This is a genomic window from Pseudomonas sp. EA_105y_Pfl2_R69, from assembly GCF_963970915.1.
Classification (GTDB): Bacteria; Pseudomonadota; Gammaproteobacteria; order Pseudomonadales; family Pseudomonadaceae; genus Aquipseudomonas.
Window position 1 is genome coordinate 1,281,790 of record NZ_CAXAOO010000001.1, and the last position, 23,472, is coordinate 1,305,261.

Annotated in this window: 26 protein-coding genes; 12 read left to right on the forward strand and 14 right to left on the reverse strand. The window is 64.1% G+C overall.

The genetic code is table 11. The features are described from left to right. Positions 1 to 116: 116 nt before the first annotated feature. From AACY13_RS05565 to AACY13_RS05590, 6 genes are all read right to left on the reverse strand, one after another. Positions 117 to 461, reverse strand: a complete 345-nt coding sequence (locus AACY13_RS05565; protein WP_339459877.1) for a HopJ type III effector protein — start codon at positions 459 to 461, stop codon at positions 117 to 119. Further along, positions 461 to 751 (reverse strand): DUF1244 domain-containing protein, encoded by a 291-nt coding sequence (locus AACY13_RS05570; RefSeq protein WP_339459878.1) that lies wholly within the window; start codon positions 749 to 751, stop codon positions 461 to 463. Before AACY13_RS05570 ends, AACY13_RS05565 begins: the two co-directional genes overlap by 1 nt. 139 nt (positions 752 to 890) lie before the next feature. Further along, on the reverse strand, positions 891 to 1,262 hold the full coding sequence (gene folX, locus AACY13_RS05575; RefSeq protein WP_339459880.1) for a dihydroneopterin triphosphate 2'-epimerase: 372 nt from the start codon (positions 1,260 to 1,262) through the stop codon (positions 891 to 893). Further along, entirely contained in the window at positions 1,262 to 1,822 is a 561-nt protein-coding gene (folE, locus tag AACY13_RS05580) for a GTP cyclohydrolase I FolE (protein WP_339459881.1), read from the reverse strand. Before folE ends, folX begins: the two co-directional genes overlap by 1 nt. A gap of 21 nt (positions 1,823 to 1,843) precedes the next feature. After that, on the reverse strand, positions 1,844 to 2,548 hold the full coding sequence (gene folM / locus AACY13_RS05585) for a dihydromonapterin reductase (protein WP_339459883.1): 705 nt from the start codon (positions 2,546 to 2,548) through the stop codon (positions 1,844 to 1,846). Between the two features lie 328 nt (positions 2,549 to 2,876). Continuing rightward, positions 2,877 to 3,299 (reverse strand): thiol-disulfide oxidoreductase DCC family protein, encoded by a 423-nt coding sequence (locus AACY13_RS05590; protein ID WP_339459885.1) that lies wholly within the window; start codon positions 3,297 to 3,299, stop codon positions 2,877 to 2,879. A 91-nt stretch (positions 3,300 to 3,390) separates the two neighbouring features. Here AACY13_RS05590 and AACY13_RS05595 point away from each other — a divergent pair, with 91 nt between their 5' ends. Continuing rightward, positions 3,391 to 4,344, forward strand: a complete 954-nt coding sequence (locus AACY13_RS05595; RefSeq protein ID WP_339459887.1) for a MerR family transcriptional regulator — start codon at positions 3,391 to 3,393, stop codon at positions 4,342 to 4,344. 208 nt (positions 4,345 to 4,552) lie between these two features. After that, the gene (locus AACY13_RS05600) at positions 4,553 to 4,756 is read left to right on the forward strand and encodes a hypothetical protein (RefSeq protein ID WP_339459888.1); all 204 of its coding nucleotides are present in this window, start codon (positions 4,553 to 4,555) and stop codon (positions 4,754 to 4,756) included. Positions 4,757 to 5,353: 597 nt separating this feature from the next. Here AACY13_RS05600 and AACY13_RS05605 read toward each other — a convergent pair. Both AACY13_RS05605 and AACY13_RS05610 read right to left on the reverse strand, forming a co-directional pair. Next, positions 5,354 to 5,959: a PilZ domain-containing protein gene (locus AACY13_RS05605; protein WP_339459889.1), complete on the reverse strand. Its 606-nt coding sequence runs from the start codon at positions 5,957 to 5,959 to the stop codon at positions 5,354 to 5,356. Between the two features lie 56 nt (positions 5,960 to 6,015). Continuing rightward, the gene (locus AACY13_RS05610; protein WP_339459891.1) at positions 6,016 to 6,477 is read right to left on the reverse strand and encodes a PAS domain-containing protein; all 462 of its coding nucleotides are present in this window, start codon (positions 6,475 to 6,477) and stop codon (positions 6,016 to 6,018) included. Between the two features lie 112 nt (positions 6,478 to 6,589). Here AACY13_RS05610 and AACY13_RS05615 point away from each other — a divergent pair, with 112 nt between their 5' ends. The 6 genes from AACY13_RS05615 to AACY13_RS05640 all read left to right on the forward strand — a co-directional run bounded on the left by AACY13_RS05615 (position 6,590) and on the right by AACY13_RS05640 (position 11,463). Then, positions 6,590 to 7,042, forward strand: a complete 453-nt coding sequence (locus tag AACY13_RS05615; RefSeq protein WP_339459893.1) for a flavodoxin — start codon at positions 6,590 to 6,592, stop codon at positions 7,040 to 7,042. Positions 7,043 to 7,318: 276 nt separating this feature from the next. Further along, a complete protein-coding gene (locus AACY13_RS05620; protein WP_339459895.1) occupies positions 7,319 to 8,101 on the forward strand; it encodes a class II aldolase/adducin family protein in 783 nt (260 codons plus the stop codon). Then, positions 8,098 to 9,003, forward strand: a complete 906-nt coding sequence (locus tag AACY13_RS05625; protein WP_339459896.1) for an alpha/beta fold hydrolase — start codon at positions 8,098 to 8,100, stop codon at positions 9,001 to 9,003. The genes AACY13_RS05620 and AACY13_RS05625 overlap by 4 nt, the downstream gene beginning before the upstream one ends. Then, entirely contained in the window at positions 8,982 to 9,512 is a 531-nt protein-coding gene (locus AACY13_RS05630) for a DUF1569 domain-containing protein (protein ID WP_339459898.1), read from the forward strand. Before AACY13_RS05625 ends, AACY13_RS05630 begins: the two co-directional genes overlap by 22 nt. A 107-nt stretch (positions 9,513 to 9,619) precedes the next feature. Beyond that, positions 9,620 to 10,531, forward strand: a complete 912-nt coding sequence (locus tag AACY13_RS05635; protein ID WP_339459900.1) for an SDR family oxidoreductase — start codon at positions 9,620 to 9,622, stop codon at positions 10,529 to 10,531. A gap of 164 nt (positions 10,532 to 10,695) precedes the next feature. After that, a complete protein-coding gene (locus AACY13_RS05640; protein WP_339459902.1) occupies positions 10,696 to 11,463 on the forward strand; it encodes a crotonase/enoyl-CoA hydratase family protein in 768 nt (255 codons plus the stop codon). Positions 11,464 to 11,542: 79 nt separating this feature from the next. Here the strand turns inward: AACY13_RS05640 and AACY13_RS05645 are convergent, their stop codons facing one another. Then, entirely contained in the window at positions 11,543 to 13,081 is a 1,539-nt protein-coding gene (locus tag AACY13_RS05645) for a sigma-54-dependent transcriptional regulator (RefSeq protein ID WP_339459903.1), read from the reverse strand. A gap of 21 nt (positions 13,082 to 13,102) precedes the next feature. Further along, complete coding sequence (locus tag AACY13_RS05650; protein WP_339459904.1) at positions 13,103 to 14,170, reverse strand: AraC family transcriptional regulator; 1,068 nt, start codon at positions 14,168 to 14,170, stop codon at positions 13,103 to 13,105. A 158-nt stretch (positions 14,171 to 14,328) separates the two neighbouring features. Between AACY13_RS05650 and AACY13_RS05655 the strand changes: the two genes are divergently transcribed. Further along, positions 14,329 to 16,155 (forward strand): long-chain-acyl-CoA synthetase, encoded by a 1,827-nt coding sequence (locus tag AACY13_RS05655; RefSeq protein WP_339459905.1) that lies wholly within the window; start codon positions 14,329 to 14,331, stop codon positions 16,153 to 16,155. A 42-nt stretch (positions 16,156 to 16,197) separates the two neighbouring features. Here AACY13_RS05655 and AACY13_RS05660 read toward each other — a convergent pair whose 3' ends face one another. Together AACY13_RS05660 and AACY13_RS05665 are read right to left on the reverse strand one after the other, a co-directional pair. Then, entirely contained in the window at positions 16,198 to 16,491 is a 294-nt protein-coding gene (locus AACY13_RS05660; RefSeq protein ID WP_339459907.1) for an I78 family peptidase inhibitor, read from the reverse strand. Positions 16,492 to 16,704: 213 nt separating this feature from the next. Next, positions 16,705 to 17,097 carry a GFA family protein gene (locus AACY13_RS05665; protein ID WP_339459908.1) on the reverse strand — a complete coding sequence of 131 codons (393 nt, stop codon included), beginning with the start codon at positions 17,095 to 17,097 and terminating at the stop codon, positions 16,705 to 16,707. 299 nt (positions 17,098 to 17,396) lie between these two features. On the opposite strand from AACY13_RS05665, the gene AACY13_RS05670 reads away from it, so the two are divergent. Together AACY13_RS05670 and AACY13_RS05675 are read left to right on the forward strand one after the other, a co-directional pair. After that, positions 17,397 to 17,933, forward strand: coding sequence for a heme NO-binding domain-containing protein (locus AACY13_RS05670; protein ID WP_339459910.1), 537 nt, complete (start codon positions 17,397 to 17,399; stop codon positions 17,931 to 17,933). Next, positions 17,930 to 20,140 (forward strand): putative bifunctional diguanylate cyclase/phosphodiesterase, encoded by a 2,211-nt coding sequence (locus AACY13_RS05675; protein WP_339459912.1) that lies wholly within the window; start codon positions 17,930 to 17,932, stop codon positions 20,138 to 20,140. The genes AACY13_RS05670 and AACY13_RS05675 overlap by 4 nt, the downstream gene beginning before the upstream one ends. Before the next feature lie 14 nt (positions 20,141 to 20,154). On the opposite strand, the gene AACY13_RS05680 is transcribed toward AACY13_RS05675, so the two are convergent. Further along, positions 20,155 to 21,141 (reverse strand): DMT family transporter, encoded by a 987-nt coding sequence (locus AACY13_RS05680; RefSeq protein ID WP_339459913.1) that lies wholly within the window; start codon positions 21,139 to 21,141, stop codon positions 20,155 to 20,157. A gap of 104 nt (positions 21,142 to 21,245) precedes the next feature. Between AACY13_RS05680 and AACY13_RS05685 the strand changes: the two genes are divergently transcribed. Beyond that, entirely contained in the window at positions 21,246 to 22,139 is an 894-nt protein-coding gene (locus AACY13_RS05685; RefSeq protein ID WP_339459915.1) for a LysR substrate-binding domain-containing protein, read from the forward strand. A gap of 155 nt (positions 22,140 to 22,294) precedes the next feature. On the opposite strand, the gene AACY13_RS05690 is transcribed toward AACY13_RS05685, so the two are convergent. Continuing rightward, positions 22,295 to 23,407, reverse strand: coding sequence for an NAD(P)/FAD-dependent oxidoreductase (locus tag AACY13_RS05690; RefSeq protein ID WP_339460028.1), 1,113 nt, complete (start codon positions 23,405 to 23,407; stop codon positions 22,295 to 22,297). Between the last annotated feature and the right edge of the window lie 65 nt (positions 23,408 to 23,472).

Consider the following 23,472-nt stretch of genomic DNA (forward strand, 5'->3'; position numbering starts at 1 on the left):
TGGCCCGATCGTTGATGGCCGCCAGGGTAATGCCTCGCAAGTCGGCTGTCTGTCAGCCTTTGCCGACAGTTGCGCAAGTTTTTGCGCGCTGTCTCGACGAGTCCGTCCGGGCCGGCTTACAGCGCCTTGCGTTGCAGCGAAGGCTGTTCGAAGCGCACGCCGGCCAGGCCGGTGTCCATCAGGGCGCGGATATTGCCGTGGTCGTTGCCGTCCGGGGTAGCCAGCACGCTGCGGTAGTGTTCGCCGAAGCACAGCAGGGTCTCTTCCAGGCTCAGGTCTTCGAGCAGGGCCAGGCCCAGGGTCTTGCACGAGCCCTCGTTCTGCCCGGCGGCGTTGGCGACCTGACCATTGCTGAAGGCGCTGGGCTGGTAGTCATGGTGCGCGGCGATAAACGCCAGGGTCTCGGCGAAGGTGACGTGTTCGCTGCGCAGCTTGGCGCGAAAATCGTTCAAGGCACTCATTACTTTTTTCCTTTGGCGAAGGCGGCCTGCTGCTCGCCGCTGGCCTCCTTCTGGTATTTGTTTTTCCACTCGGCATAGGGCATGCCGTAGATTTCTTCGCGGGCCTCGTCGGGGGTGATCTGCACGCCGATATCGTCGGCGGCGGCCTTGAACCACTTGGACAGGCAGTTGCGGCAGAAGCCGGCCAGGTTCATCAGGTCGATGTTCTGCACATCGGGGCGAGAGCGCAGGTGTTGCACCAGGCTGCGGAAGGCGGCGGCTTCGAGTTCGAGACGTTCTTGTTCGGTCATGGCAGTGCTCTCATGGGACGGGCAGGGGAGAGGTTGCCGGCGATGATAAGAGCATGGGGCGTGCTGTCAATTACTTCCCCGGCGGCGGCGATGACCGGGTCGCCCGGCACTGGCAGCGCCGGGGTTCTGCAAGTGCTTCCTAGCGGTGGCCGGCGAGGGTAATGGAGACCGATTCGGCAAAGCGCAGGGCGTGCAGTTTGTCCACTTCCACTTCGGCGTAGCGCACGTCCGGATTGGCCATCACCAGGTCGAGAATCTCCTGGGTCATGCGCTCCAGCAGGGCGAAGCGGTTTTCTTCGACGTGGCGGATCACCGCCTTGGTGATGGTGCGGTAGTTGAGGGCATGGTCGATGTCGTTGCCCTGTACCGCCTCCACCGCCGGGTAGAGGATGGTCAGGTTGATCAATACGTCCTGCTTGTTGTTGATCTCCTCTTCCTTGATGCCGATATAGGTGCGCAGGCGCAGGTCCTTGACGCGGATACGCGCCATCCCAGGTTCCAGTCGCGGCATTACTTGCTCCGTCCGATCAGTTGCAGGAATTCATGGCGAGTGTTGCAGGATTCGCGGAAGGCTCCAAGCATCACCGATGAAGTCATCACCGAGTTCTGCTTCTCCACCCCGCGCATCATCATGCACATATGCTTGGCCTCGATCACCACGGCCACCCCGGCGGCATTGGTGACCTGCTGGATGGCATCGGCGATCTGCTTGGTGAGGTTTTCCTGGATCTGCAGGCGGCGCGCATACATGTCGACGATGCGCGCCACCTTCGACAGACCGAGCACCTTGCCGGTGGGGATATAGGCCACATGGGCCTTGCCGATAAACGGCAGGATGTGATGCTCGCACAATGAATAAAGCTCGATATCGCGGACGATCACCATCTCGTCGTTATCCGACTCGAACAGCGCGCCGTTGACGATTTCTTCCAGGCTCTTGTGGTAACCGTTGCACAGGTATTGCATGGCCTTGGCGGCGCGCTTGGGGGTGTCCAGCAGGCCTTCGCGCTCGGGGTTTTCACCGACGCCCACGAGGATCTCGCGGTAGTGGTCAAGCATCTGAGAATTCATTGCAGGTCCTCGCGGCGCACCTCACTTGAGGTGGCGGCCGCCGTTTACGGTAAGAGTGGTGCCGGTGACGTAAGGGTTGTCGAGCAGGTAGCGCAGGCTCTGGTAGATCACCTGCGGCCCGGGTTCTATGCCCAGTGCCGATTTGTTCAGGGTTTTGCGTCGGTATTCGTCATCGTCGTCCGGGTTGAACAGGATCAGCGCCGGGGCGATGCCGTTGACCTTGATCTGTGGCGCGAAGCGTGCGGCAAACGACAGGGTCAGGCTGTCCAGCCCGGCCTTGCTGGCGCAGTAGGCCGGGCGCTTGGCGCTGCCCCTGCGCGTTACGTCGTCGCCGACATGCACGATATCGGCGGGTGTCGAACGGCGCAGCAGGTCTTCGCAGTGCAGGTTGATCAGGTACGGCGCGAGCATATGCACGGCAAACAGCTGCTGAAAGGCGGCCGCTTCCTGGCCCGGTTTTTCGTCCAGCCAGTCGGAGGCGTTGTGCACGATGGCGCGCAGGCTGTCGGTGTGGCTTTTCAGGGTGGCGATAAAACCGAGGATGCCGGCCTCGCTGGCGAAGTCGGCCTGCAGTGTCAGCGCGCCGCGCTGCCTGAGCTGTTCGATGCCTTCGCGCTCACTGCGATAGGTGACGATAAGCGCATGGCCGTCATCCAGCAGGCGTTCGGCGCAGTACAGGCCGATACGCTGGCTGGCTCCGGTAATCAGGATGGGGGCTGCGCTCATGCTCGACTCTGTAGAAGGATAAGGGGTGGGTTCAGCGACGCTGCGCCGGGATACCTGACCAGTAGGGCGCGGCCTCGACTGAACCAGGGGTAAAGTTATACCAGCAATGCGCTTTGTACAACCATCTGCACTGTGTGGGTACTGGGTGTGATGGTGAGGTTTTGCCTATTTTATTGAGCTGCAAGGGATTTCATCGAGGAGAAGGCGCTGAAATAATTGTTTCTATCGTGTACAAGTATGGCGATCTTGTACAGGTATGAGGGGTGCGCTATGGGGCTTGGCAGCTGCGGCTGGCGCTGGTCTGTCGCCAGGTCGGGCCGTCACAGGCTTAGCGTCGCTCGCGGCTCGAGCACGCCTTCTCCCGGCAGCGCTGGCCGGCATCCGGGTGGGGCAGCCAGTCGAGGTGGGGGCGCAACCGGCAGAACAGGCGATAGCCCAGCTCGAATAGAGGACGCACGGGCCGCCAGGCCAGAGGCGCGACCCAGGCAGCCATGCCGGCGGCGCGCCAGCTCCACAGGGTAGCGTCCAGCCCGGTCAGCCACTGGCCATCGGCGAAGTGCGCGTGCAGTCGGTCTTGCAGGGTTTTCTGGGTCAGGCCGAGGGCAGTGGCCTGGAAGTCGGGCTGGCTGATATCCACCAGTCTCAGGCGCTGTCTGCTGGCACGCTGGCGCAGCATGCGTACTTCCCTGGCGCACAGTGGACAGCTGCCATCGTAGTAGAGGGTCAGGGGCCATTGTGGTGGGTTGTTCATGGTCTAACTCTTTGTATAGGTGTTGTACAAAGTATGCGCTAAGGAGCTGAGTTACAATGCGCGTAACATTTTTGCTGTGATGCCGCCTCCCATGTCCGATCACGCCGGTGCTTCGTCCCTCGTTTCGAATGCCCTCAAGCAGGAAGAGTTGTTCCCCATTCGCGAGGTGGCGCGCTTGACCGGGGTCAATCCGGTCACCCTGCGCGCCTGGGAGCGGCGTTACGGGCTGATCCAGCCGACCCGCACCGAGAGTGGCCATCGCCTCTATTCCCAGGTGGATATCGAGTCGGTACGCAGCATTCTGGCGTGGATCGAGCGCGGTGTGTCGGTCAGCAAGGTTGGCAAGATTCTCGCCAAAAGCAGCTCGATCAAGGCGGCCAGTGCCCCGGTTTATGAAGAAGTCAGCGCCAGCGAATGGGCCGAGTGGCAGGCGCAGTTGCGCCGTGCCGTCGCGGCCTTCGATGAGGGGCGACTGGATCGTCTGTATGGCCAGGTGTTCTCCAGCTACCCGCTGCCGGTGGTGTTTCAGGACATCCTGATGCCGCTGTGGCAGGAGCTGTTGCTGCGTCAGGACGAGTTCGGCCAGACCAGCGAGTGGCTGTTTCTCGACACCTTTCTGCGTGCGCGCACCTTGCTGCGCCTGCAGATGATGCGCGTCCAGGTCGAGGAGCGGGTGTTGCTGGCGGCCTTGCCGGGGCACTGCCGCGAACTGGAGCTGCTGGTCGCCGGGCTGCTGCTGAGCAGTTCCGAGGTCGCGGTCAGCGTGCTGGGGCTGGGGCAGCCGCTGGAAGAGCTGACCCTGATCTGCGAGAAGATGCAGCCCCAGGCGCTGGTGCTGTTCTCCAATCAGCCGCCCAGCGATGATCTGCCACGCATGTTGGCGCGCCTGTCCCTGGCGCTGGATTGCCCGCTGGTGATGGCCGGTGACGGTGCCGACCTGGCCGAGGAAAGCCTCAGCGGCTCACCGATTGCCTGTCTGGGCAACGAGGGGCGACTGATGCAGCGCCGCCTGCAGCAGTTTCTGGCTGGGCACCTGGATACCTGATTCCTCTTATCAAGCACGCCTGAACAGTTGCGGCCGCCGCCATGGCGATCGCGCTTTTGCGTGTCTGCCAGTTGTCGCCGGTTCCGGATAGTTGTACTGCTTGTACAGAAAACTGCTTGCTATCTGGTGTTGCTTGCTATACAGGTGCTGTACATTATTAGTTTTTGTATAATCTGTGTCCGCTTGTACAGATTGATGGCTCGGCAACATGACTCAATACCGCGCATCCCTTCGTGATAGGCGTTGTGTTTTTGACGAGGTGCTCGACGTTTATGCCACCTTGAAGTCGCTGCCTGGTCAGCGCGAGTTCGGAGACGACCTCGGTGGCACCATTCTGGAAGACGCCGTCAGGCTGGCGGAGAACGTGCTGGCTCCGCTGAACGGCCCTGACGACAAGTCGGGTTGCCGCTAGGCGCTGCTGTGCGGTGCGCGATTACGTGGCCCGGGCCAGCCTGGCCTGGCGGTGGGGGTGCCGCCACGGCGAAATCGACGAGCTGTTTGCGAAGAAGCATTTGCGGCCTAGAAAGACTGCGCAATCCGGTAGCCAGCTGATGTGCCCATTTTCGGCTAGCGGATTTTTTTATCCCTGCCGCAGGAATCATTCCTGCATTTCGGTCCCGCCCTTGGCGGTCATACCGCTGACCTGACAAGTGAGCGGTTTTTTTGGGGGGATGTACCCACTATCTGTGCGCAATTGTCCGGCTTAGGCCGATTAGGCCCTCGCCCCTACGGGGAGAGGGGCTGCGCGATTCAGGCCTGCACAACTGGCGGCTTCGTAAGCGCGGCGGGGACGCCCACTCCTATGATGGCCGCGAACAGGGCATGCTCGGTGAAGTCATCGCGGGCATGGCCCGCTCCTACGCGCTCCGCTCACCTGCCTTCTCCCTCATTCGAGTAGCGGTGTCCGAGTGCAACGCAGCACTGGGACATTGCCTTAAGACAGGTTATTGGCTGATGGGGCTATTCAGGGCGCGGGTTTGTCCGCGAGTTTCTCGGCTGAAGCCGCTGCCTAGCGCTGCAGCTGTTGTTCGTACCGGCGGTGTTGCTGATAGAGAAACAGGCGCAAATGCTCGTCGCTGTCCGGGTCGAGGGTATGCACCTGGTAGGCGAACAGGCCTTCGTCGGTTTTACGCACAAGCTCGCCCTCAAGGGTGATGGCCGGTTGTTCATCGAGTGGCAGCATCAGGCGGAAATGCGCGGGGGGCTTGCGCCGCGCGCGCTGTTCGATCAGCGCACCATTCATCGACAGTTGGTGAACCCACAGGTCGCAGGGGCGGGAGTCGGGGCGTTGCAGGAGCAGGGGCTGCGGTAGTGGCGAGCGCCAGGCACGGTTGATCGCGCCTTCGTCAAAAATCTGCGGGGTACCCAATTGCAGGCACGGTTCATTCTGCGCATCGCGGCTCAGATGCAGGTCGAAGGTCAGGTGCTGGTTGGCGATATGCGCATGAATGCTCAACTGTTCGTTGGCTGCACACTGAGAAAGCAGTTCGCCGATCTGCTCGCTCGCATCGACCCGCAGAGCCGCTTGGTCCGTTTTTTCGGCGTCCGCTGTCGAATCCTGCAGTTGGCGGATAAAGGCCAGTTCAGCCGCAGTGAGAAGTGGGCGCTCTTGCATGATCGAGTTCTACGCGTAATAGCTATTACACGTGTGACCGCAAGATTGGCCTTTTGTTACTGCTTGGCAGCGACCGTCTGTAAGCGCGCCAGCTCGGCCTTGAGGGTGGCCAGTTCGGCCTCCAGTTGCTTGACCCGCTCCTGGGCCTCGACCTGCTCGGTGACGTTCTTCTGGATGCCGATGTAGTAGGTCAGCTGGTCGGCTTCATTGACCACCGGGGTGATCGACAGCTCGTTCCAGAACGGGCTGCCGTCCTTGCGGTAGTTGCGGATGATCTGCCGACATGGGCGATGGTTCTTCACCGCTTCGCGGATGGCGGCCAGGCCCGGCTGGTCGCGGTCGTCGGCCTGGAGGAAGCGGCAATCCTGATAGAGGATGTCTTCGCTGGCGTAGCCGGTGAGCTTTTCGAAGGCGGGGTTGGCATAGATCAGGATGTTGTCGTCGCCTTCCTGTTCGGCCACCACGATGCCATCGTTGGAGGCGTTGATCACCAGTTGCAGCAGTTTGGCGTTGATCATGAGGCGATTTCCCAGTCTATGTCCGCTGCATTCTAAAACATCCGGGCGGGCTGTCTACTTGCGGCATAATGCCGGGCTTATCGATTTGGTTCTGACTGTTTCGGAGTTTTGCATGAAGATCGCCATCCTTTCCGGTTCGGTGTACGGCACCGCCGAGGAAGTCGCCCGCCACGCCGAGCGCCTGCTCAACGCCGCAGGTCATGAGGCCTGGCACAACCCGCGCGCCAGCCTGGCAGAGATTCAGGCCTTTGCCCCCGAGGCTTTTCTGGCCGTGACCTCGACCACCGGCATGGGTGAGTTGCCGGATAATCTGCAGCCGTTGTACTACGCCATCCGTGACCATCTACCGGCCTGGAGCGGCCTGCCGGGCGGGGTGATTGCTCTGGGCGATTCCAGCTATGGCGATACCTTCTGTGGCGGTGGCGAGCTGGTGCGCGAGCTGTATGCCGAGCTGGGCATCCGTGAAGTGCAGCCAATGCTGCGTCTGGACAGCAGCGAAAGCGTCACCCCGGAAAGCGACGCCGAGCCCTGGCTGGCGGACTTTACTGTGGCGCTGCAAGGTTGATGCACCCGCGCGCGCTGGCGCTGATCTAGGGCAACCTGCGCGCCGTAGGGGCACTTGTCGCAGACAGTGCACCAGAGGTGATCGCTGCGGCGCAAAAGCTGGCGGGTTGTCGCTGCGCGACGAGCGGCCGGCGTCCCGGGCCGCCCTACGCGCTGCAATACCCCGAGCTGGTTTGACCCGCAAGGTCAGCATGCTGGCCGCCAGGGCGACTCACCTTTGCCGCCGCCCTCGCTAGACTCCTTGGCACGTCAATAACAAAAAGCCGAGGTGTAAATCATGACCGCTGCCCACGCACTGCCTGTTGTCAGCCTCAAGGATCAGGTGTCTGCCGCCGAATGGCAGGCCCGCGTCGACCTGGCCGCCTGTTACCGCCTGATCGCCCTGTATGGCTGGGATGACCTGATCTTCACCCATATCTCGGCGAAGATTCCCGGCAGCGAAGATTTCCTGATCAACCCCTATGGCCTGATGTTCCACGAGATCACCGCCTCCAGCCTGGTAAAGATCGACCTGGCCGGCAACAAGCTGATGGACAGTCCGTTCGACATCAACCCGGCCGGCTACACCATCCACAGCGCGGTACACGAGGTGCGCCACGATGTGGCCTGCGTGCTGCATATCCACACCCCGGCGGGGATTGCCGTGTCCGCGCAGAAGCAGGGCCTGCTGCCGTTGTCGCAGCAGTCGCTGTTCGTCCTCGCCAGCCTGGCCTACCACGGTTACGAAGGCGTGGCTCTCAACCATGACGAGAAGGCCCGCCTGCAGGCCGATCTGGGCGACAAGAACTTTATGATCCTGCCCAATCACGGCCTGCTCACCGCCGCCGGCAGTATCGCCGACGCCTTCCTGATGATGTTCATTCTGCAGCGCGCCTGCGAGATCCAGGTCATGGCGCAAAGCGGTGGCACCGAGCTGATCCATATCCCGCAGCAGGTCCTCGACGGTGCCAAGGCCATGGTCGCCGGGGTGATGAAAAGCCCGCAGGGCATGGGCGGCGCGCTGCCCTGGCCGGCGTTGCTGCGCAAGCTGGATCAGCAGATGCCGGGTTACGCCGCATGAGTGCGCTGCCAGGGATCGCCCTGGCGGATTGGCGCAGCGCGGGGCAGGATTTGCGCTTTAACGGCCATGGCATCCGCTACTGGACGGCCGGGCAGGGCGAGCCCCTGCTGCTGATCCACGGTTTCCCCACGGCCAGCTGGGACTGGCATTACCTGTGGGCAGCGTTGGCCGAGCAATACCGGGTGGTTGCCTGCGACATGCTCGGCTTCGGCGACTCGGCCAAGCCGCGCGGTCATGCCTACAGCCTGCTGGAACAGGCCGATCTGCAGCAGGCGCTGCTGGCGCACCTGGGTATTGGTGAGCCGGTGCATGTCCTGGCCCACGACTATGGCGACAGCGTGGCCCAGGAACTGCTGGCCCGGCATCAGCAAGGGCGTATCACGCTGGCCAGCTGTGTGTTTCTCAATGGCGGGCTGTTTCCAGAAACCCATCGTCCGGTGCTGGTGCAGAAGCTGCTGCTCAGTCCCATCGGCCCACTGATCGGTCGGCTGTTCAACCGCCAGAAACTGGCCGCCAGCTTTGCCAAGGTGTTCGGTCCGCAAACCCAGCCCAGCGTTAGCGAGCTGAATGATTTCTGGAGCCTGATTGCTGCCAATAACGGCCCCGGCGTGATGCACCGGCTGATCCGCTATATGCCCGAGCGCCGCGCGCAGCGTGAGCGCTGGGTGGCGGCGATGCAGGCCACTGCGGTACCGATGCGGGTAATCGATGGCGCTGTCGACCCGATCTCCGGGGCGCATATGGTGGCGCGTTATCGCGAGCTGATTGCCAAGCCGGACACCGTGCTGCTGGAGGGCATTGGCCATTATCCGCAGACCGAAGCGCCGGATCAGGTGCTGGCGCATTACCTGCAATTCCGTCAACGGCTGGAGGCTAAAGGATGCGACGACGTACAGTCCTGAAAGGTGCCGCCCTCGGCAGTGTGGCGGTTCTGGGCGCGGGCTTCTGGGCATTGCCCAGCGCTGAAGCACCAGCCGCCGTAAGCCTCGACGCGGCTCGGCAGCTGCTAGCCGGTTTGGTCGATCAGCCGTTGCTCAGCCTCAAGGGCTGGAGCCCGGCCGAAGTGTTCAACCACTGCGCGCAGAGCATCGAATACTCCATCAGCGGTTATCCCGAGCTCAAGCCCGGCTGGTTTCGCAGCAGCGTCGGCCCGTTGGCGTTCAGCGTATTTGCTGCCCGTGGGGCCATGCGCCACCCATTGGATGAGGCCATCCCCGCTGCCGCCGCGCTGAACATGCCGGCCACTCAGGCCCAGGCCCTGCAGCGTTTGCAGCAGGCCTTTGCCGATTTCGCCGCCTATCAGGGCGAGCTACAGCCGCACTTTGCCTATGGCGCGTTAGATCACGCTGACTATGCCAAGGCCCATGTGCTGCATTTGTATAACCACCTCAGCCTGATTAGGCCGGCCTGACTATCCCGCTGCTTTATTGCGCACCATTCAGCGCGGCGCGTACCTATTGTGACCAGAGCGCGACTGCTGGACACTCGGGGCATTGTTAATCTGCCGAGGAATGCTGCATGAGCGACGCCATCCGTTTTCAAGATCAGGTTGTAATCGTCACCGGGGCCGGCGGTGGGCTGGGTCGCGCCCATGCGCTGCTGTTCGCCAAACACGGGGCCAAGGTGGTGGTCAACGATCTGGGCGGCAGCACCCACGGCGAAGGGGCCAATGCTTCGGCGGCGGACAAGGTGGTCGAGGAAATCCGCGCCGCTGGCGGCACTGCGGTGGCCAACCATGACTCGGTGACCGACGGCGAGAAGATCGTGCAGTGCGCCCTGGATACCTTCGGGCGCATCGACGTGGTGGTGAACAACGCCGGCATCCTGCGCGACAAGACCTTCCACAAGATGGAAGACGCCGACTGGGACCTGGTCTACAAGGTTCACGTCGAGGGGGCCTACAAGGTGACCCGCGCCGCCTGGCCGCATATGCGCGAGCAGGGTTATGGCCGCATCATCTTCACCGCGTCCACCTCGGGCATCTACGGCAATTTCGGCCAGTCCAACTACGGCATGGCCAAGCTCGGCCTGTACGGCCTGACCCGCACCCTGGCCATCGAAGGGCGCAAGAACAATATCCTGGTCAACGCCATTGCCCCCACCGGTGGCACGCGCATGACCGAAGGGCTGATCCCGCCGCAGGTGTTCGAGCAGCTCAAGCCCGAGCTGGTTAGCCCGCTGGTGGTGTACCTGGCGAGCAACGCCTGCGAAGAAACCTCCGGTCTGTTCGAAGTCGGCGGCGGCTGGATGGGCAAGGTGCGCTGGGAGCGCAGCCTGGGTGCCGGTTTCGACCCGCGCGTGGGCTACAGCCCGGAAGATGTGGCGGCCAACTTCGCGCAGATCTGCGACTTCGAAGGCGCGGCCCACCCGGCCGACAACCTCGAGGCGCTAAAGGAGATGATGGCGAACTTGCAGAAATACGCCCTCTGATTGCGCCACTCTGCTGGGGAGATCGGTCAGCAGGCTGATTTCTCTATCGCAAAGGTTTTAAGGTGAAGGCCGGCTAAATGCCGGCCTTTGGCTTTTGTAGGGTGCGCCGCGCGCACCGAATTTCGCGTCCTGGTGCGCGCGGCGCACCCTACGGAGAGCTTGTCATGAGCGTGATCATCGAACACAACGGCCCGGTTACCACCCTGATCATCGACCGCGCCCAGGTGCGCAACGCCGTCGACCGGCCGACGGCCGAGGCGCTGGCTGCCGCCTTGCGTGCCTTCGAGGCGGATAAGCAGGCGCGGGTGGCGGTATTGGCTGGGGCCGGTGGGACCTTCTGCGCCGGCGCTGATCTGGGCGCGGTGGCCGATGGCGCTGAGCGCGCCAATTGTCTGCAGGTAGAGGGTGACGGGCCTATGGGGCCGAGTCGCATGCAGCTGAGCAAACCGCTGATCGCCGCCATCGAGGGCCATGCGGTGGCCGGTGGCCTGGAGCTGGCTCTGCTCGCCGACCTGCGGGTGATGGCGGATAACGCCGTGCTCGGGGTATTTTGCCGACGCTTTGGCGTGCCGCTGATCGACGGCGGCAGCGTACGTCTGCCACGCATTATCGGTCAGGGCCGTGCGCTGGATCTGATCCTCACCGGTCGTGCGGTATTGGCTGAGGAGGCGCTGGGCATGGGCCTGGTCAATCGGGTGGTGCCTACTGGTACTGCGCTGGCAGCGGCGCAGCAGCTTGCGCTGGAGCTCGCCGGCTTCCCGCAGCGCTGCATGCTCGCCGACCGCGCCAGCGCCTATGCGCAGTGGGCTCTGCCGTTCGTTGAGGCCATTGCCAACGAATTCCGTGGTGGTATGGCGGTGGTCGCCAGTGGCGAAACCCAGGCGGGGGCGCAGCGCTTCAAGGACGGCAAAGGCCGCCATGGGAGCTTCTGACAACCCTGGCTGGCCCCGTCCTGTAGGCGCGGGGGGACGCCCAGTCCCATGCCCGCGAACACTCGAGTCGCGCCCGGGTTCAGTCTTTGCCCGGAATCCCGTATTTGCGCAGGCGCATGGCGATGGCGCTGTGCGAGGTGTGCAGGCGGGTCGCCAGCTGCCGGGTCGAGGGGTGGCTGGGGTAGAGTTTTTCCAGCAGGGCTTTCTCGAACTCGGCCACCGCGGCCTCCAGGCTGCTGACTTCGCCATCCACCTGCTGCGCGGCCACTGCGGTGCCGGCGATATCCAGATCATCGATCTGCACCAGGTTGCTTTCGCAGATGGCCGCCGCGCGGAAGATCACGTTCTGCAGCTGACGCACATTGCCCGGCCAGCGATTGCCCAGCAGCGCCGGGTAGGTGTCTGGCGTCAGCCGGCAGGGCAGGCGCTGGATCTGCGCGCAGGCCTGCTGCATAAAGTGCCGCGCCAGCAGCAGGATATCCTGGCCACGCTCGCGCAGCGGCGGTACTTCCAGCTTGAGCACGTTGAGGCGATAGAACAGGTCCTCGCGGAAGGCACCTTCGTTGACCATCTTTTCCAGGTCGCGGTGGGTGGCGCTGAGGATGCGCACATTGACCTTGACCTCGCTCTGCCCTCCGACCCGGCGGAAGCTGCCATCGCTTAAAAAACGCAGCAGCTTGGCCTGCAGGTAAGGCGACATCTCGCCGATTTCATCGAGAAACACCGTGCCCTGGTTGGCCAGCTCCAGCAGCCCCGGCTTGCCGCCGCGCTGGGCCCCGGTAAAGGCCCCGGGGGCGTAACCGAACAGCTCGCTTTCGGCGAGGTTCTCCGGCAATGCCGCGCAGTTCAGCGCCAGAAACGGCGCGGTGCGCCGCGTGCTGATGGCGTGACAGGCGCGCGCCACCAGCTCCTTGCCGGTGCCGGTTTCACCCTGGATCAGCAGCGGTGCCTCCAGGGTGGCGACGCGCTGGGCGCGGGTTTTCAGGTTGCGAATAGGCGCGGAATCGCCGAGCAGCGAGTCGAAACCCTCGGCATGATCATGGTGCAGGGCGGCCAGGCGCGCGCCGATGCGGCTCGGCTCGTACAGGGTCAGCAGTGCGCCGGCCAGGTGCAGCTCGCCGGTGTCGCTGGTCTCGCTGATCGGCGCGGCGTCCAGCAGCAGGGCCTGGCCCTTGAGGGTGACCTCGCGCATCGGCAGACGAAAGCCCTGGTCGAGCAGCTCCGCCTGCAACTGCTGGTCGGCGAACAGCTCGCCGATGCCCAGGCCGTCGGGCTGTTGACCGCACAGCTCGATCAGTGCCGGGTTGGCCAACAGCACGCGGCCCTGGCTATCGACCGCCAGCACCGGGTCGGTCATGGCGGCGAGCAGGGCGTCGAGCTGCAGATGGCGGCGCTGGCCGGGAAGGATGTCGACGATGGTCACCGCCTGTACCCCACGCACCTTGAACAGCGCCTCGCGCAGCTCGTCGAGCACCGCGGGGCTGAGGGTCGGCGCGTCGATATACACGTTGGGCGGCACCATCTCCACCGCATCCAGGTTGAGATTGCGCCCACCGAGCAGGGCCAGGACTTCCTGGGTGATGCCAACGCGGTCGATAAAGGTGACGTGAATACGCATGGAAACGGGCGGCCGACAGGTTTACAGGTGCGCCAGTATGCCCGGTCTGCCTGGCTTAGTTAAATCTGTCGACTCGCTGCCGGCGTGCTGTTGGTAGGCCTTGGGCGACAGGCCGAACCAGCCCTTGAAGGCCTTGTAGAAGGCACTCGGTTCGCTGAAGCCCAGTTCGCGGCTGAGGGCCTCGACCCGGCAGCCTGGCTGTTGCAGACGTTGCAGCGCCTGCTCGCGGCGTACCTGGGCCAGTAGTTCGGAGAAGCAGCAGCCTTCCTCGCGCAGGTGGCGATGCAGGGTTTGCCGGCTGATACCCAGCTGCCGCGCCACGCTCTGCGCCGACAGTTCGCCGCTGAGCAGGCTCTGCTCGATCAGTTGCAACACCTGCAGACGGGTGCTGTGCTGCGTCGGCAACTGTGCCTGCATGGCGCTTACCCGTTGCTGCATCAGCCCCTTGAGATAGGCATTGGCCCCCGGTATCGGTAGCAGCAGATCAGTCTCCAGCAGATCCAGGTAATCGAACGTCTCGACGAAGCGTGGCTGCACCCCGAACACCTGTCGATAGATCGCCGGTGCCGCCAGTGGTTCATGGCGAAAGCCCACGGCCTGCGGCACCAGTCGCACCCCTGTGAGTTGGCGCGCCCAGCACAGCGCCGAACTGATGCTGTGCTCGCAGGCTACGGCGTGGCCGAGCAGCGGCGCGGTGAACAGGAAGTGGATACGCACCCGCCCGGCCAATGGCTCGACGCGCAGGTGCTCGCACTCGCTCATGACCGGGATATAGCGCAGAAACAGTTCTATCGACTCGCCCAGCGTGGCGCTCTGCGCGGCCAGTTGGGCGACGGGCCCGCGGGTGTGCAAATGGCGCTGTTGGCCAACCAGCAGGCCGATCTCCGCTCGCGCGCCACGGCTGGCCGCTCGCTGCCAGAGGTGCAAGGCCCAGGGCACCGGCACGCGCATGTCCACGTTCTTCAACTGTTCCGGTTCGACGCCCAGTTCCTGCAGATCGTCGGGGCCGACCAGGGCGAACCCCTGCAGCGACAGGTACAGATCCAGCAACTGTGAAGCGGTCGCGCTAGGTGTGTGTGCCAGTGGCATGGGGCGTCCTTTTCCAACCTGGGGTGCTCGATTGTGCGCTGCCAGTGAGACAAATTGCCACTGCGATGCAACCGCTGGCTATTAAAAGCACAGCAGCGAGCGACTAGATTGACCGGCAAACAACATCGAGTGCTTCGCACCGTCTGGAGTCCTGCGCCATGAGTCATGCCGATCTGATCACCTTGCCCCGCCTGTTGTCCCGCCTGCCCCGTCTGCTCGTCGACCTGCCGGGCATCGTCAAGGGGCTGCATATCGGCAACCGCAGCCGTGGCGACTATCCCGTCAGCCTGGCCAGTTGTATCGAGCAGGCGGCCCGCGACAACCCGCACGGCGCGGCGCTGATCCAGGGCGACGAGCAACTCAGCTATGCCGAGTTCGACCGCTGGGCCAACCAGCTGGCGCACTACCTGCGTGCTCAGGGCCTGCGCCAAGGCGACAGCGTGGCGCTGATGTTCGAGAACCGTTTCGAGTTGCTCGCCGGGGTCGTCGCCTGCGCCAAGCTCGGTGCGGTCAGTGCGCTGATCAACAGCAGCCAGCGCGGTCGCGTGCTGGCCCACAGCATCGGCCTGGCGGCACCGCGCATGCTGCTGGTGGGTGAGGAGCTGCTGGATGCCTTCACGGAAATTGCGGCGGAGCTGGCGCTGCCCGCCGATGCCTGCCACTACTTCGCCGACCGCCCGACCTGGCGCGACCCTGGCGAGGCACCCGCGGGCTGGCAGCATCCGGCTGCCGCGCTGCATGACTATCCCGTCGATGCGCCGCTGCTGGAACGTGCGGTGCGCGCCGCCGACCCCTGCTTCTACATCTACACCTCCGGCACCACCGGCCTGCCGAAAGCCGTGGTGTTCAACCACGGGCGCTTTCTGAAAGGCTATGGTGCCTTCGGCTTTGCCGCCGTGCGCCTGGGCCGCGAGGACCGCATGTACGTCAGCCTGCCGTTCTATCACGGCACCGCCATGGTGGTGTGCTGGGGCTCGGTGCTGGCTGGCCAGGCGGCGTTGATCATGGTGCGCAAGTTCAGCGCCAGCCGCTTCTGGGACGAGGTGCAACGGCATCGGGCGACCGCCTTCGGCTATGTCGGCGAGCTGTGCCGCTACCTGCTCGACCAACCATCGCGCCCCGGCGACGCCGCCAACCCGATCCGGGTGATGGTCGGCAATGGCCTACGCCCGAGCATCTGGCAGGCGTTCAAGCAGCGCTTCGCGGTCGAACGGGTGGTCGAGCTGTATGCCTCCAGCGAGGGCAACGTCGGCTTCACCAACCTGCTTAACCTGGACAACACCGTGGGCTTCTCGCCCTATCCCTATGCCATCGTCCGCTACGACCAGGAGCGCGAGGCACCGCTGCGCGAGAATGGCCATTTGCAGCGAGTGGCCAAGGGAGAGGCGGGCCTGCTGCTGGGCAAGATCACCGACAAGTCGCCGTTCCATGGTTACACCAGTGCGCATGACACCGAGCGCTGCATCCTGCGTGACGTGTTCGAACCGGGCGACGCCTGGTTCAACACCGGCGACCTGATGCGCGACATGGGCTTTCGCCATGCGCAGTTCGTCGACCGTCTGGGTGATACCTTCCGCTGGAAGGGCGAGAACGTCTCCACCACCCAGGTCGAGGCGGTGCTCGATGGCGTTGCCGAGGTCAGCGAGACCGTGGTCTATGGCGTCGAAGTGGCCAACACCAACGGCCGCGCCGGCATGGCCTGCATCCGTCTGGCCTGCGCGCCACAGGATTTTGATTTCCAGGCATTGCTCACGCACTTGCGCCAGGAACTGCCGGCCTACGCCGTGCCGCTGTTCTTGCGTTTGAGTACAGCGATGGAAACCACCGGTACCTTCAAGCACAAGAAGGCCCCGTTGAAGGAGCAAGCCTATGACCTCGAACGCTGCAGCGATCCGCTGTATGCCTGGTTGCCAGGGTCAGATCGTTATGTGCCGCTGACGCGCGAGCTACAGGTGGCCATCGCCGCCGGTAATTACCGTTACTGAGGCCTAGCAGCCTATGCACCAGCTTCAAGATTCAGTGGTCACTCAGCCGCAGGTCAGGCGCAGGATGGCTTCGGCGTCGTCGATATCGATATTCAGGCGTTGCGGGTTGTAGTCCATGGTGGCGGGGGAGCGAGGGGCGAGTACCCGGACCTGCCCGGCACCGGCTTGCTGCTGGATCTGTTCGACCAGCCTCACGTTGATGGTCTGGCCCAGCAGGTCTTGCAGCTTGTCCACATTGCACTCGCGCTGGCCGGTCTGCTGCGCCGGGTCCTGGGAGCTGCAACCAGCCAGCAGAGCGATGACGGCCAGACTGGCGAGGTGATGACTGAAGCGCATGGTCTATTCCTTGTCTGGGGGACCGCTGGCGATGGCGGGTGCGACGCGTTGCACGGTTGTTGCCAGCCTAGCAGCCGTATCCATGGCCGCTCAACGTTGCCGTGCCAATTGCGACTGTTTGCTGGGTGGCATCGCCGCCCTCACCCCGCCCGGGAGTGCCCGGCGAACCTCTAGGTGCGGCCCTGGCCACGAAGCTTTGGCCCTGCGCACCGCCTACTCCTCAAGGCGACCCGTGGCGTCACGGTCGCGCGCGTAGCGCTTGCTGAGCGGAAACGGCGGCAACCAGGACTCGCGGCGCAGGGTCCAGAGCTCGTAGGTTGGCTGCAGCTGGTCAGGGGCATCCAGGGAGCCCAGGTTCACTTCGATTTCGTCGGCGCTGCGGGCGAACACCGACGAGCCGCAGCGGGGACAGAAAAACCGCCCGGCGTAGTCGCGTGTTTCGCCAGTGATCGTCACCGCCTCCTGGGGGAATACCGCGCAGGCGTGGAAAAGCGCCCCATGATGCTTGCGGCAGTCGAGGCAGTGACAAAGGCCGACCCGGTAGGGGCGTCCAGACGCCTCGATGCGGACGTTGCCGCACAGGCAACCACCGGTAAATCGGTCCATAGTGCGTCTCCTCTGACATCGACTGGTGGCGGGATGGGTCTGGCGCAGGCTTGTGAGCAGACTATCCTGCCTGGTGTCGCCACACTTGCCGGCCTTACTGTCGCCATCTATACCCTCTATCAGGCTGTTGAAAAACTACCTGCGTTGCCGATGCGTCGTTAAAAACAGGCTCAAAATGCTCGTTTACAACACGTAAACTCCGCTTTTTCGCCTGTTTTTGCCTAGCCTCGGCTGCCTCGCCTACGTTTTGCAACGGCCTGCTATAGCCTGTTTACCCAAAGGGACGCACGATGCTGGGCATGGTATTCACCGAGTTCCTGGAAATGGTCGAACAGCGTTTTTCGCCCGAGTTGGCGGACCGGATGCTGACCGAGACCGGGCTGACCAATGATGGGGCCTACACCGCCGTTGGCTACTACCCCTTTGAGGAAATGCAGGCGTTGCTGGCGACCCTGTCCAGGCTGACCGGTAGTAGCGTGCCAGTGCTGGTACGGGTCTATGGCGAGCACCTGTTCCAGCGCTTTGTCGAACTCTACCCGCAGATGCTCCAGCACTGTCACGATGCCTTCAGCCTGCTGGCCAGCGTCGACGGGCATGTCCACCAGGAGGTGCACAAGCTCTATCCGCAGGCGCAGTTACCCGTCTTCGAAACCGCCGAGCACACGGCGCAGCGGCTGGTGTTGATCTACCGTTCCAGCCGCGGCCTGGCCGATCTCGCCGAAGGCCTGATCCGCGGCTGTATCGGCCACTACGGCGAAGCCATCCAGGTACACCGCGAGGATCTGCCCAGCAACGATGGCGTATACGTGACGCGCTTCGAAATGACCCGCGCATGAGCGAAGAGCTCTGGCAGCGCCGCCTGGACCGCGAGCGCCGGGCGCGCAAGACCGCCGAGCAGTTGCTCACGGAGAAGTCCCGCGAGCTGTACCAGAGCACCGTCGAACTCAAGCAGGCCCTGGCCGCCTCGGAAGACCAGCGCCGCCTGCAGCTGGCGCTGTGGGGCAGCGGGGAATTGATCTGGGAGTGGCAGGCCCAGGACAACCTGATGCGCCTGCACTATTTCTCCAGCCAGCCTGGCGAAACCCTGTGCGAAACCCTGCCCTGGGCCGAGTGGGTGCAGCGCCTGCACCCGGATGATCAAGACGCAGCCTTGCGCGCCTGGGATGATCACCTCTGCGGTCATTGCGACTACTACGACCTGGAATTTCGCGTGCGCAGCACGCCCGAGGATGCCTGGCACTGGCTGAGAACCCAGGGCCGCGCGGTGGAGCGTGACGCGGCCGGCCTGGCGCAGCGCATCACCGGCACCTGCAAGGACATCAGCCGCCAGCGCGAGGCAGAGGAACACCTGCGCCTGCTGGCCGCGGCCTTCGCCAACAACCGCGATGCCTGCGCGGTACTGGCCAGCGACAAGCGCGTGCTGCAAGCCAACGCCGCCTTTCTCGAGCTTATGGGGATCGGCCCCGCGCAATTGCCCGCGCTGCGGCTGGACCAGCTGCTGCTCGATAGCGACGAACGCTGCCCCTGGCAGGTGCTGAGCAGCAGCGATCACTGGCAAGGTGAGCTGACCTGCCTGCGGCAGAACGGCCAACGCACCCCCATCGAGCTGACCAGCACCCTGGTGCGCACCCGCGACCAGCCGCTCGGCCAGCTGGTGCTGTCGCTGCGCGACATCAGCGAACGTCGCCGCGCCGCCGATCATCTGCAGCACCTGGCTCGCCTCGATGTGCTGACCCAGCTGCCCAACCGGCTGCAGTTCCAGGAGCGCCTGCAGCGCGCCCTGCAGCACCGTCAGGACGACAGTTACCTGGCGCTGCTGTTCGTCGACCTGGATGACTTCAAACAGGTCAATGACGCCTTCGGCCACGATATTGGCGATGCCTTGTTGCAACAGGTGGCCATGCGGTTGCAGCACACCCTGCGCCAGGACGACCTGGTGGCGCGCTGGGGCGGCGACGAGTTCGTGGTGCTGCTGGAATTGCGTTGCCAGGACGAAGTCCTGCTGGTCGCCGATAAATTGCTCAAGGCGCTCAACGAACCCATGGATTTTGCCGGCCACATCCTCACCGCGACACCCAGCATCGGCATCGCCCTGGCACCCGAACACGGCGAGGAGGCCGGCGACCTGCTGCGTCATGCCGACGCCGCCATGTATGTGGCCAAGCGCGAAGGGCGCAACCAGTACGCCTTGTACCGCCCGGAACTCAACGAGCAGCTGCTGCAGCGGGTCAGGCTGGCCAACCTGCTGCGCCGCGCGCTGGCGCAACACCAGCTGAGTCTGGCGCTGCAACCGAAGATCCGCCTGAGCGACCGACGCATTGTCGGGGCCGAGGCCTTGCTGCGCTGGGATACCGACGAATTCGGCCGGGTTGCACCGGACAGCTTTATCCCCCTGGCAGAGGAACTGGGCCTGATCGTACCGATCGGCCATTGGCTGGTACGCGAGGCCGCCGCGCTGCTCGACGACTGGCAAGGGCGTGGCTGGTCGTTGACCCTGGCGATCAATCTGTCGGCCCGGCAACTGCGCGACGAGCAACTGCTGCCGGTGTTGTGCGAGAGCATGGAGCAGTGCGCGGCACCCGCCGAGGCGCTGGAGCTGGAAGTCACCGAGTCGATTCTGCTGGAGGATGCCGCCTTCGCCCGGCAACGCCTGCAGGCCCTGCGTGACGCCGGTTTTCGTATCGCCCTGGACGATTTCGGCACCGGCTACTCGTCCCTGAGCTATCTCAAGGACCTGCCGCTGGACCGGGTGAAGATCGACCGCAGCTTTATCTCTGACCTCGAGCAGTCGCCGCGCGGCCGGGCGCTGTTGTCGTCAATCGTGGGGCTGTGCCGCGCCCTGTCGCTGCAGACCACCGCCGAAGGGGTCGAGACCGCCGCGCAGCTGCAACTGGTCCAGGCCGAAGGTATCGATGAGGTGCAGGGCTATTACTACTACCCGCCGCTGAGCATCGAGGCCTTCAATCGGCTGCTGGATGCGGAGGCAAACGTGGAGACGCGCGACAGGCAGGGGGCTTTCACGCCTCCTGCCACCCAGCTATAGGGCACGGCTAACGTCTACGGGCTGGCCGCAGGGCGTGCGATCGCGCTCGTGCCCTCGGCGGAGGCCGCCGCGCCACCAGCCTCCAGCCGAACCGGCGCGCTGCTGCGCCGCGAGACCAGCAGCACCCCCGCCAGCACCAGGCCGGCACCGGCCAGTTGCGCGAGGGACACCGGCTCGGCGAGCAGCAGCCAGCCGAACAGGATCGTCAGTATCGGCCCCAGCGTGCCGATCAGCACGGTGCGCGCCGCGCCGATCTGGCGAACCGCGGCCGACTGCCAGAACACTGGCAGTACCGTCGAGAACAGCGCCATCGCCGCGCCATACACATAGACCGGCGCGGGCTGGATCAAGGCGGAGAACGGCTGGGTGGCGAGGAAGTGCAGTTGCGTGGCGACGGTGGACACCAGAATCGCCAGCGCGGCGAAGCGCAGGGTACCGAGGCGATGCACCGCGATCTCGGCCCCGGCGCTATACAGCGCGTAGGACACCGCGGAGCCGAAGACGAAGGCCGCGCCGATCAGCACGGCGTTGATGTCTTGCGCCACCTGCAGGTCGTGGGCGAACGCCAGGCCGATGCCGGCATAGGACAGCAACAGCGCCGCCACCTGGCGTTTCTCCAGGCGCTTGCCCATGGCGAGCACGCCGATCAGTACGGTGATGGTCGGGTAGATGAACAGAATCAGGCGCTCGAGCGCGGCGGAAATATACTGCAGGCCGATAAAGTCGAGGATGCTCGCGCCGTAGTAGCCGAGCAGGCCCAGCGCGATCAGCAGGCCCCAGTCCTTGCGCGTCAGCGGCGGGGCGGAGCGGCGCAGCGACAGGCTGACCCAGAGCACGATCGGCAACGCAAAGGTCATGCGCAGGGTCAGCAGCGTGACCGCATCCACCGGCGCGGCGGCATAGGCCAGCTTGACGAAAATCGCCTTGAAGGAAAACCCAAAGGCCGCAAGGATCGCCAGCGCGATGCCCATTCGTTCGGCCGACCACATTTTCCACGGCATAGCGGATAAATCCCAAAGAGTTGTCTTGAGACGAATGATGACGGGTGTATAACCCCTATAGAATTGGCGTTTTCGCAACCTGGCGTTCGGATTTAACCAACCCTATGAGCTACGACCTGACCGACCTGCGCCTCTTCGTCGCGATTGCCGAGGCGAAGAACCTGACCCGTGGTGCCGAGCGCGTGCATTTGGCCCCGTCTTCGGCCAGCCATCGCATGCGCTCGCTGGAAGAGTCGATCGGCACCGCGCTGTTGCTGCGCGAGCCGCGCGGCGTCAGCCTGACCCGCGCCGGCGAGGCCCTGCTGCGCCACGCGCGCCAGGTGTTCGCCCAGCTCGAGCAGATGCACGCCGACCTCACGCCCTACGCCAAAGGCGTGCGCGGGCATGTCAGCCTGTGGGCCAACACCCACGCCACCCATACCTTTCTGCCGGACAGCCTCGCGACCTTTTTGCAGCGCCATCCGCAGGTCACCATCAGCCTGGAGGAGCACACCAGCCCCGAAGTGGTGATGGCCGTGGCCCGCGGCGAGGTCGATGTCGGTGTGGTGGCGGATCTGGTCGAGGGTGCCGAAGTCGAACTCATTCCCTACCGCACCGACCGCCTGGTGCTGATCGCCCCCGCCGACCACCCGCTGGCGCAGCAGGCCAGCACGCGCTTTGCCGAGGTGCTCGACTACCCCTTCGTGATGCTGCATGCGGGGTCGGCCATCCACACCTTCACGATGAACACCGCGGCCGCGCTCGGCCGGCATCTCGAAGTGCGCATCCAGGTGCGCAGCTTCGAGGCCGTGTGCAGAATGGTCAGCGCCGGCGTCGGCTTGGGCATGGTGCCCCTTAGCGCGGTATCGACAGGTGCCGCACAGGCCCCGCTGGCCGTCGTCGAGCTCGAAGAACCCTGGGCGCGGCGCGACCTGAAAGTGTGCGTGCGCAAACGCGAGTCCCTGTCCCACTTCGCCGCCGATCTGGTCGACTTTCTGAGCGCGGGCGAAGACGACTGAACAGCCTAGGCTGGGCCCACCTCGCCCGCGAGGGCGATGCCAACCACCGGTGGGATGCCTTGGCGATGGGGCGCGTCTGGCTTGACCGGGCTCCGCCGCGTCGAGCTCAACCCGCTGATCGCGAGTGCTGGGCTGAGGGCCAGGATGGGCATCCCCTACGCTTGGAAGAACCGCTTGGGACGGCATGGAGCCAGGGCCGACGATGCCTTGTCGTCGATTATCTCCTCGCTGGCAAGACGGCCCACTACCGCCGCCAGGGTGACGCCAGGATGCATCGCGCAAACGTACAGGCCGCCGATACTCGGTAGATAGCCGATGATCGGGATGCCATCGATAGGCATGGGTCTGAGGCCGACACAGGCCACTTCCGGTTCAATGGACAACACTCCGTAGAGTTCATTCTGGATGGCCTTGGCGGTTCGTAGCGCCATTGCTTCTGGCTGATTTTCCACGGCGTCGTCCAGATGATCTTCCGCCGCTAGCAGCGTCCCATCCGCGCTTTGCCTCACTTCCATTTCAGGGCTGGAGATGATGCTGTGCACGAGCTTGGCTTGCGCTGTGTAGCGGATGAAGATTGCCGGAGAGGCCTCTATCGGCAGGGGCACTTTAAGCCTGTCTGCCAGCTGGGTGATGCCTGTCCCTGCCGCCAGTACGACGATGTCGGCATCGATGATGCCCGTTGTGGTCTCGACTCCCGTCACCGTTGCCCCCTGGGTTGTCACGCCGAGAACCCGCGTCTGTGTGACAACCGTTGCGCCATAAGCCTGGGCACCTGTGAGCAACGCATGGGTTGCCTCCACAGCGTCCAGCGCGCCTTCTTCGGCGTTATACAGGGCATGTCGAGGGGGATTCTTGAGGTTTGGCTCAAGGCCGAGAATCTGGGCACGGGACACCCGGGTTGCCGCAGGCGGGTGACCTGAGGCCTGCAGCACTGCAGCCGAGCTCGCGTCGTAAGACAGGGAGCCTGTCCAGCGTACCTTCAGACCAGGCAGCTCGGCTTCGAGTCGGCGGTACTCCTTGATGGCTGCACCGCGCAATTGCGCGATTGGGTCGGGCCCGCTGTGTGAGGTATTGAGCCAGGCGAATGAGCGTCCAGTCACTCCGGACGCTATGCCTGCCGCCTCGAGCACGGTGACCTGCGCGCCTTTGCTCGCCAGGTGATAGGCCAGGGACGCGCCCACTATGCCTGCGCCAACGACCACGACCCGTTTGCCTACGGCATTGCCCATATCAACCTCCGTTCTGTCGACCGGGCGATAGTACGACAGCTTGATGATCGAATGGCGTGAGTCCGGGTCGTGCACGATGCCCTTGACCGTCCGCCATTGCAGCC

Coding starts and splice junctions, on each gene's coding strand:
- AACY13_RS05650 (WP_339459904.1), bottom strand. CDS start 14,170: ATGCCACTGGCACACACACCTAGCGCGACCGCTTCACAGTTGCTGGAT.
- folM (WP_339459883.1), bottom strand. CDS start 2,548: ATGAGCGCAGCCCCCATCCTGATTACCGGAGCCAGCCAGCGTATCGGC.
- AACY13_RS05615 (WP_339459893.1), top strand. CDS start 6,590: ATGAAGATCGCCATCCTTTCCGGTTCGGTGTACGGCACCGCCGAGGAA.
- AACY13_RS05670 (WP_339459910.1), top strand. CDS start 17,397: ATGGTATTCACCGAGTTCCTGGAAATGGTCGAACAGCGTTTTTCGCCC.
- AACY13_RS05680 (WP_339459913.1), bottom strand. CDS start 21,141: ATGCCGTGGAAAATGTGGTCGGCCGAACGAATGGGCATCGCGCTGGCG.
- AACY13_RS05625 (WP_339459896.1), top strand. CDS start 8,098: ATGAGTGCGCTGCCAGGGATCGCCCTGGCGGATTGGCGCAGCGCGGGG.
- AACY13_RS05645 (WP_339459903.1), bottom strand. CDS start 13,081: ATGCGTATTCACGTCACCTTTATCGACCGCGTTGGCATCACCCAGGAA.
- AACY13_RS05675 (WP_339459912.1), top strand. CDS start 17,930: ATGAGCGAAGAGCTCTGGCAGCGCCGCCTGGACCGCGAGCGCCGGGCG.
- AACY13_RS05640 (WP_339459902.1), top strand. CDS start 10,696: ATGAGCGTGATCATCGAACACAACGGCCCGGTTACCACCCTGATCATC.
- AACY13_RS05660 (WP_339459907.1), bottom strand. CDS start 16,491: ATGCGCTTCAGTCATCACCTCGCCAGTCTGGCCGTCATCGCTCTGCTG.
- AACY13_RS05565 (WP_339459877.1), bottom strand. CDS start 461: ATGAGTGCCTTGAACGATTTTCGCGCCAAGCTGCGCAGCGAACACGTC.
- AACY13_RS05595 (WP_339459887.1), top strand. CDS start 3,391: ATGTCCGATCACGCCGGTGCTTCGTCCCTCGTTTCGAATGCCCTCAAG.
- AACY13_RS05570 (WP_339459878.1), bottom strand. CDS start 751: ATGACCGAACAAGAACGTCTCGAACTCGAAGCCGCCGCCTTCCGCAGC.
- AACY13_RS05635 (WP_339459900.1), top strand. CDS start 9,620: ATGAGCGACGCCATCCGTTTTCAAGATCAGGTTGTAATCGTCACCGGG.
- AACY13_RS05665 (WP_339459908.1), bottom strand. CDS start 17,097: ATGGACCGATTTACCGGTGGTTGCCTGTGCGGCAACGTCCGCATCGAG.
- AACY13_RS05590 (WP_339459885.1), bottom strand. CDS start 3,299: ATGAACAACCCACCACAATGGCCCCTGACCCTCTACTACGATGGCAGC.
- AACY13_RS05600 (WP_339459888.1), top strand. CDS start 4,553: ATGACTCAATACCGCGCATCCCTTCGTGATAGGCGTTGTGTTTTTGAC.
- AACY13_RS05630 (WP_339459898.1), top strand. CDS start 8,982: ATGCGACGACGTACAGTCCTGAAAGGTGCCGCCCTCGGCAGTGTGGCG.
- AACY13_RS05610 (WP_339459891.1), bottom strand. CDS start 6,477: ATGATCAACGCCAAACTGCTGCAACTGGTGATCAACGCCTCCAACGAT.
- AACY13_RS05605 (WP_339459889.1), bottom strand. CDS start 5,959: ATGCAAGAGCGCCCACTTCTCACTGCGGCTGAACTGGCCTTTATCCGC.
- AACY13_RS05685 (WP_339459915.1), top strand. CDS start 21,246: ATGAGCTACGACCTGACCGACCTGCGCCTCTTCGTCGCGATTGCCGAG.
- AACY13_RS05620 (WP_339459895.1), top strand. CDS start 7,319: ATGACCGCTGCCCACGCACTGCCTGTTGTCAGCCTCAAGGATCAGGTG.
- folX (WP_339459880.1), bottom strand. CDS start 1,262: ATGCCGCGACTGGAACCTGGGATGGCGCGTATCCGCGTCAAGGACCTG.
- AACY13_RS05655 (WP_339459905.1), top strand. CDS start 14,329: ATGAGTCATGCCGATCTGATCACCTTGCCCCGCCTGTTGTCCCGCCTG.
- folE (WP_339459881.1), bottom strand. CDS start 1,822: ATGAATTCTCAGATGCTTGACCACTACCGCGAGATCCTCGTGGGCGTC.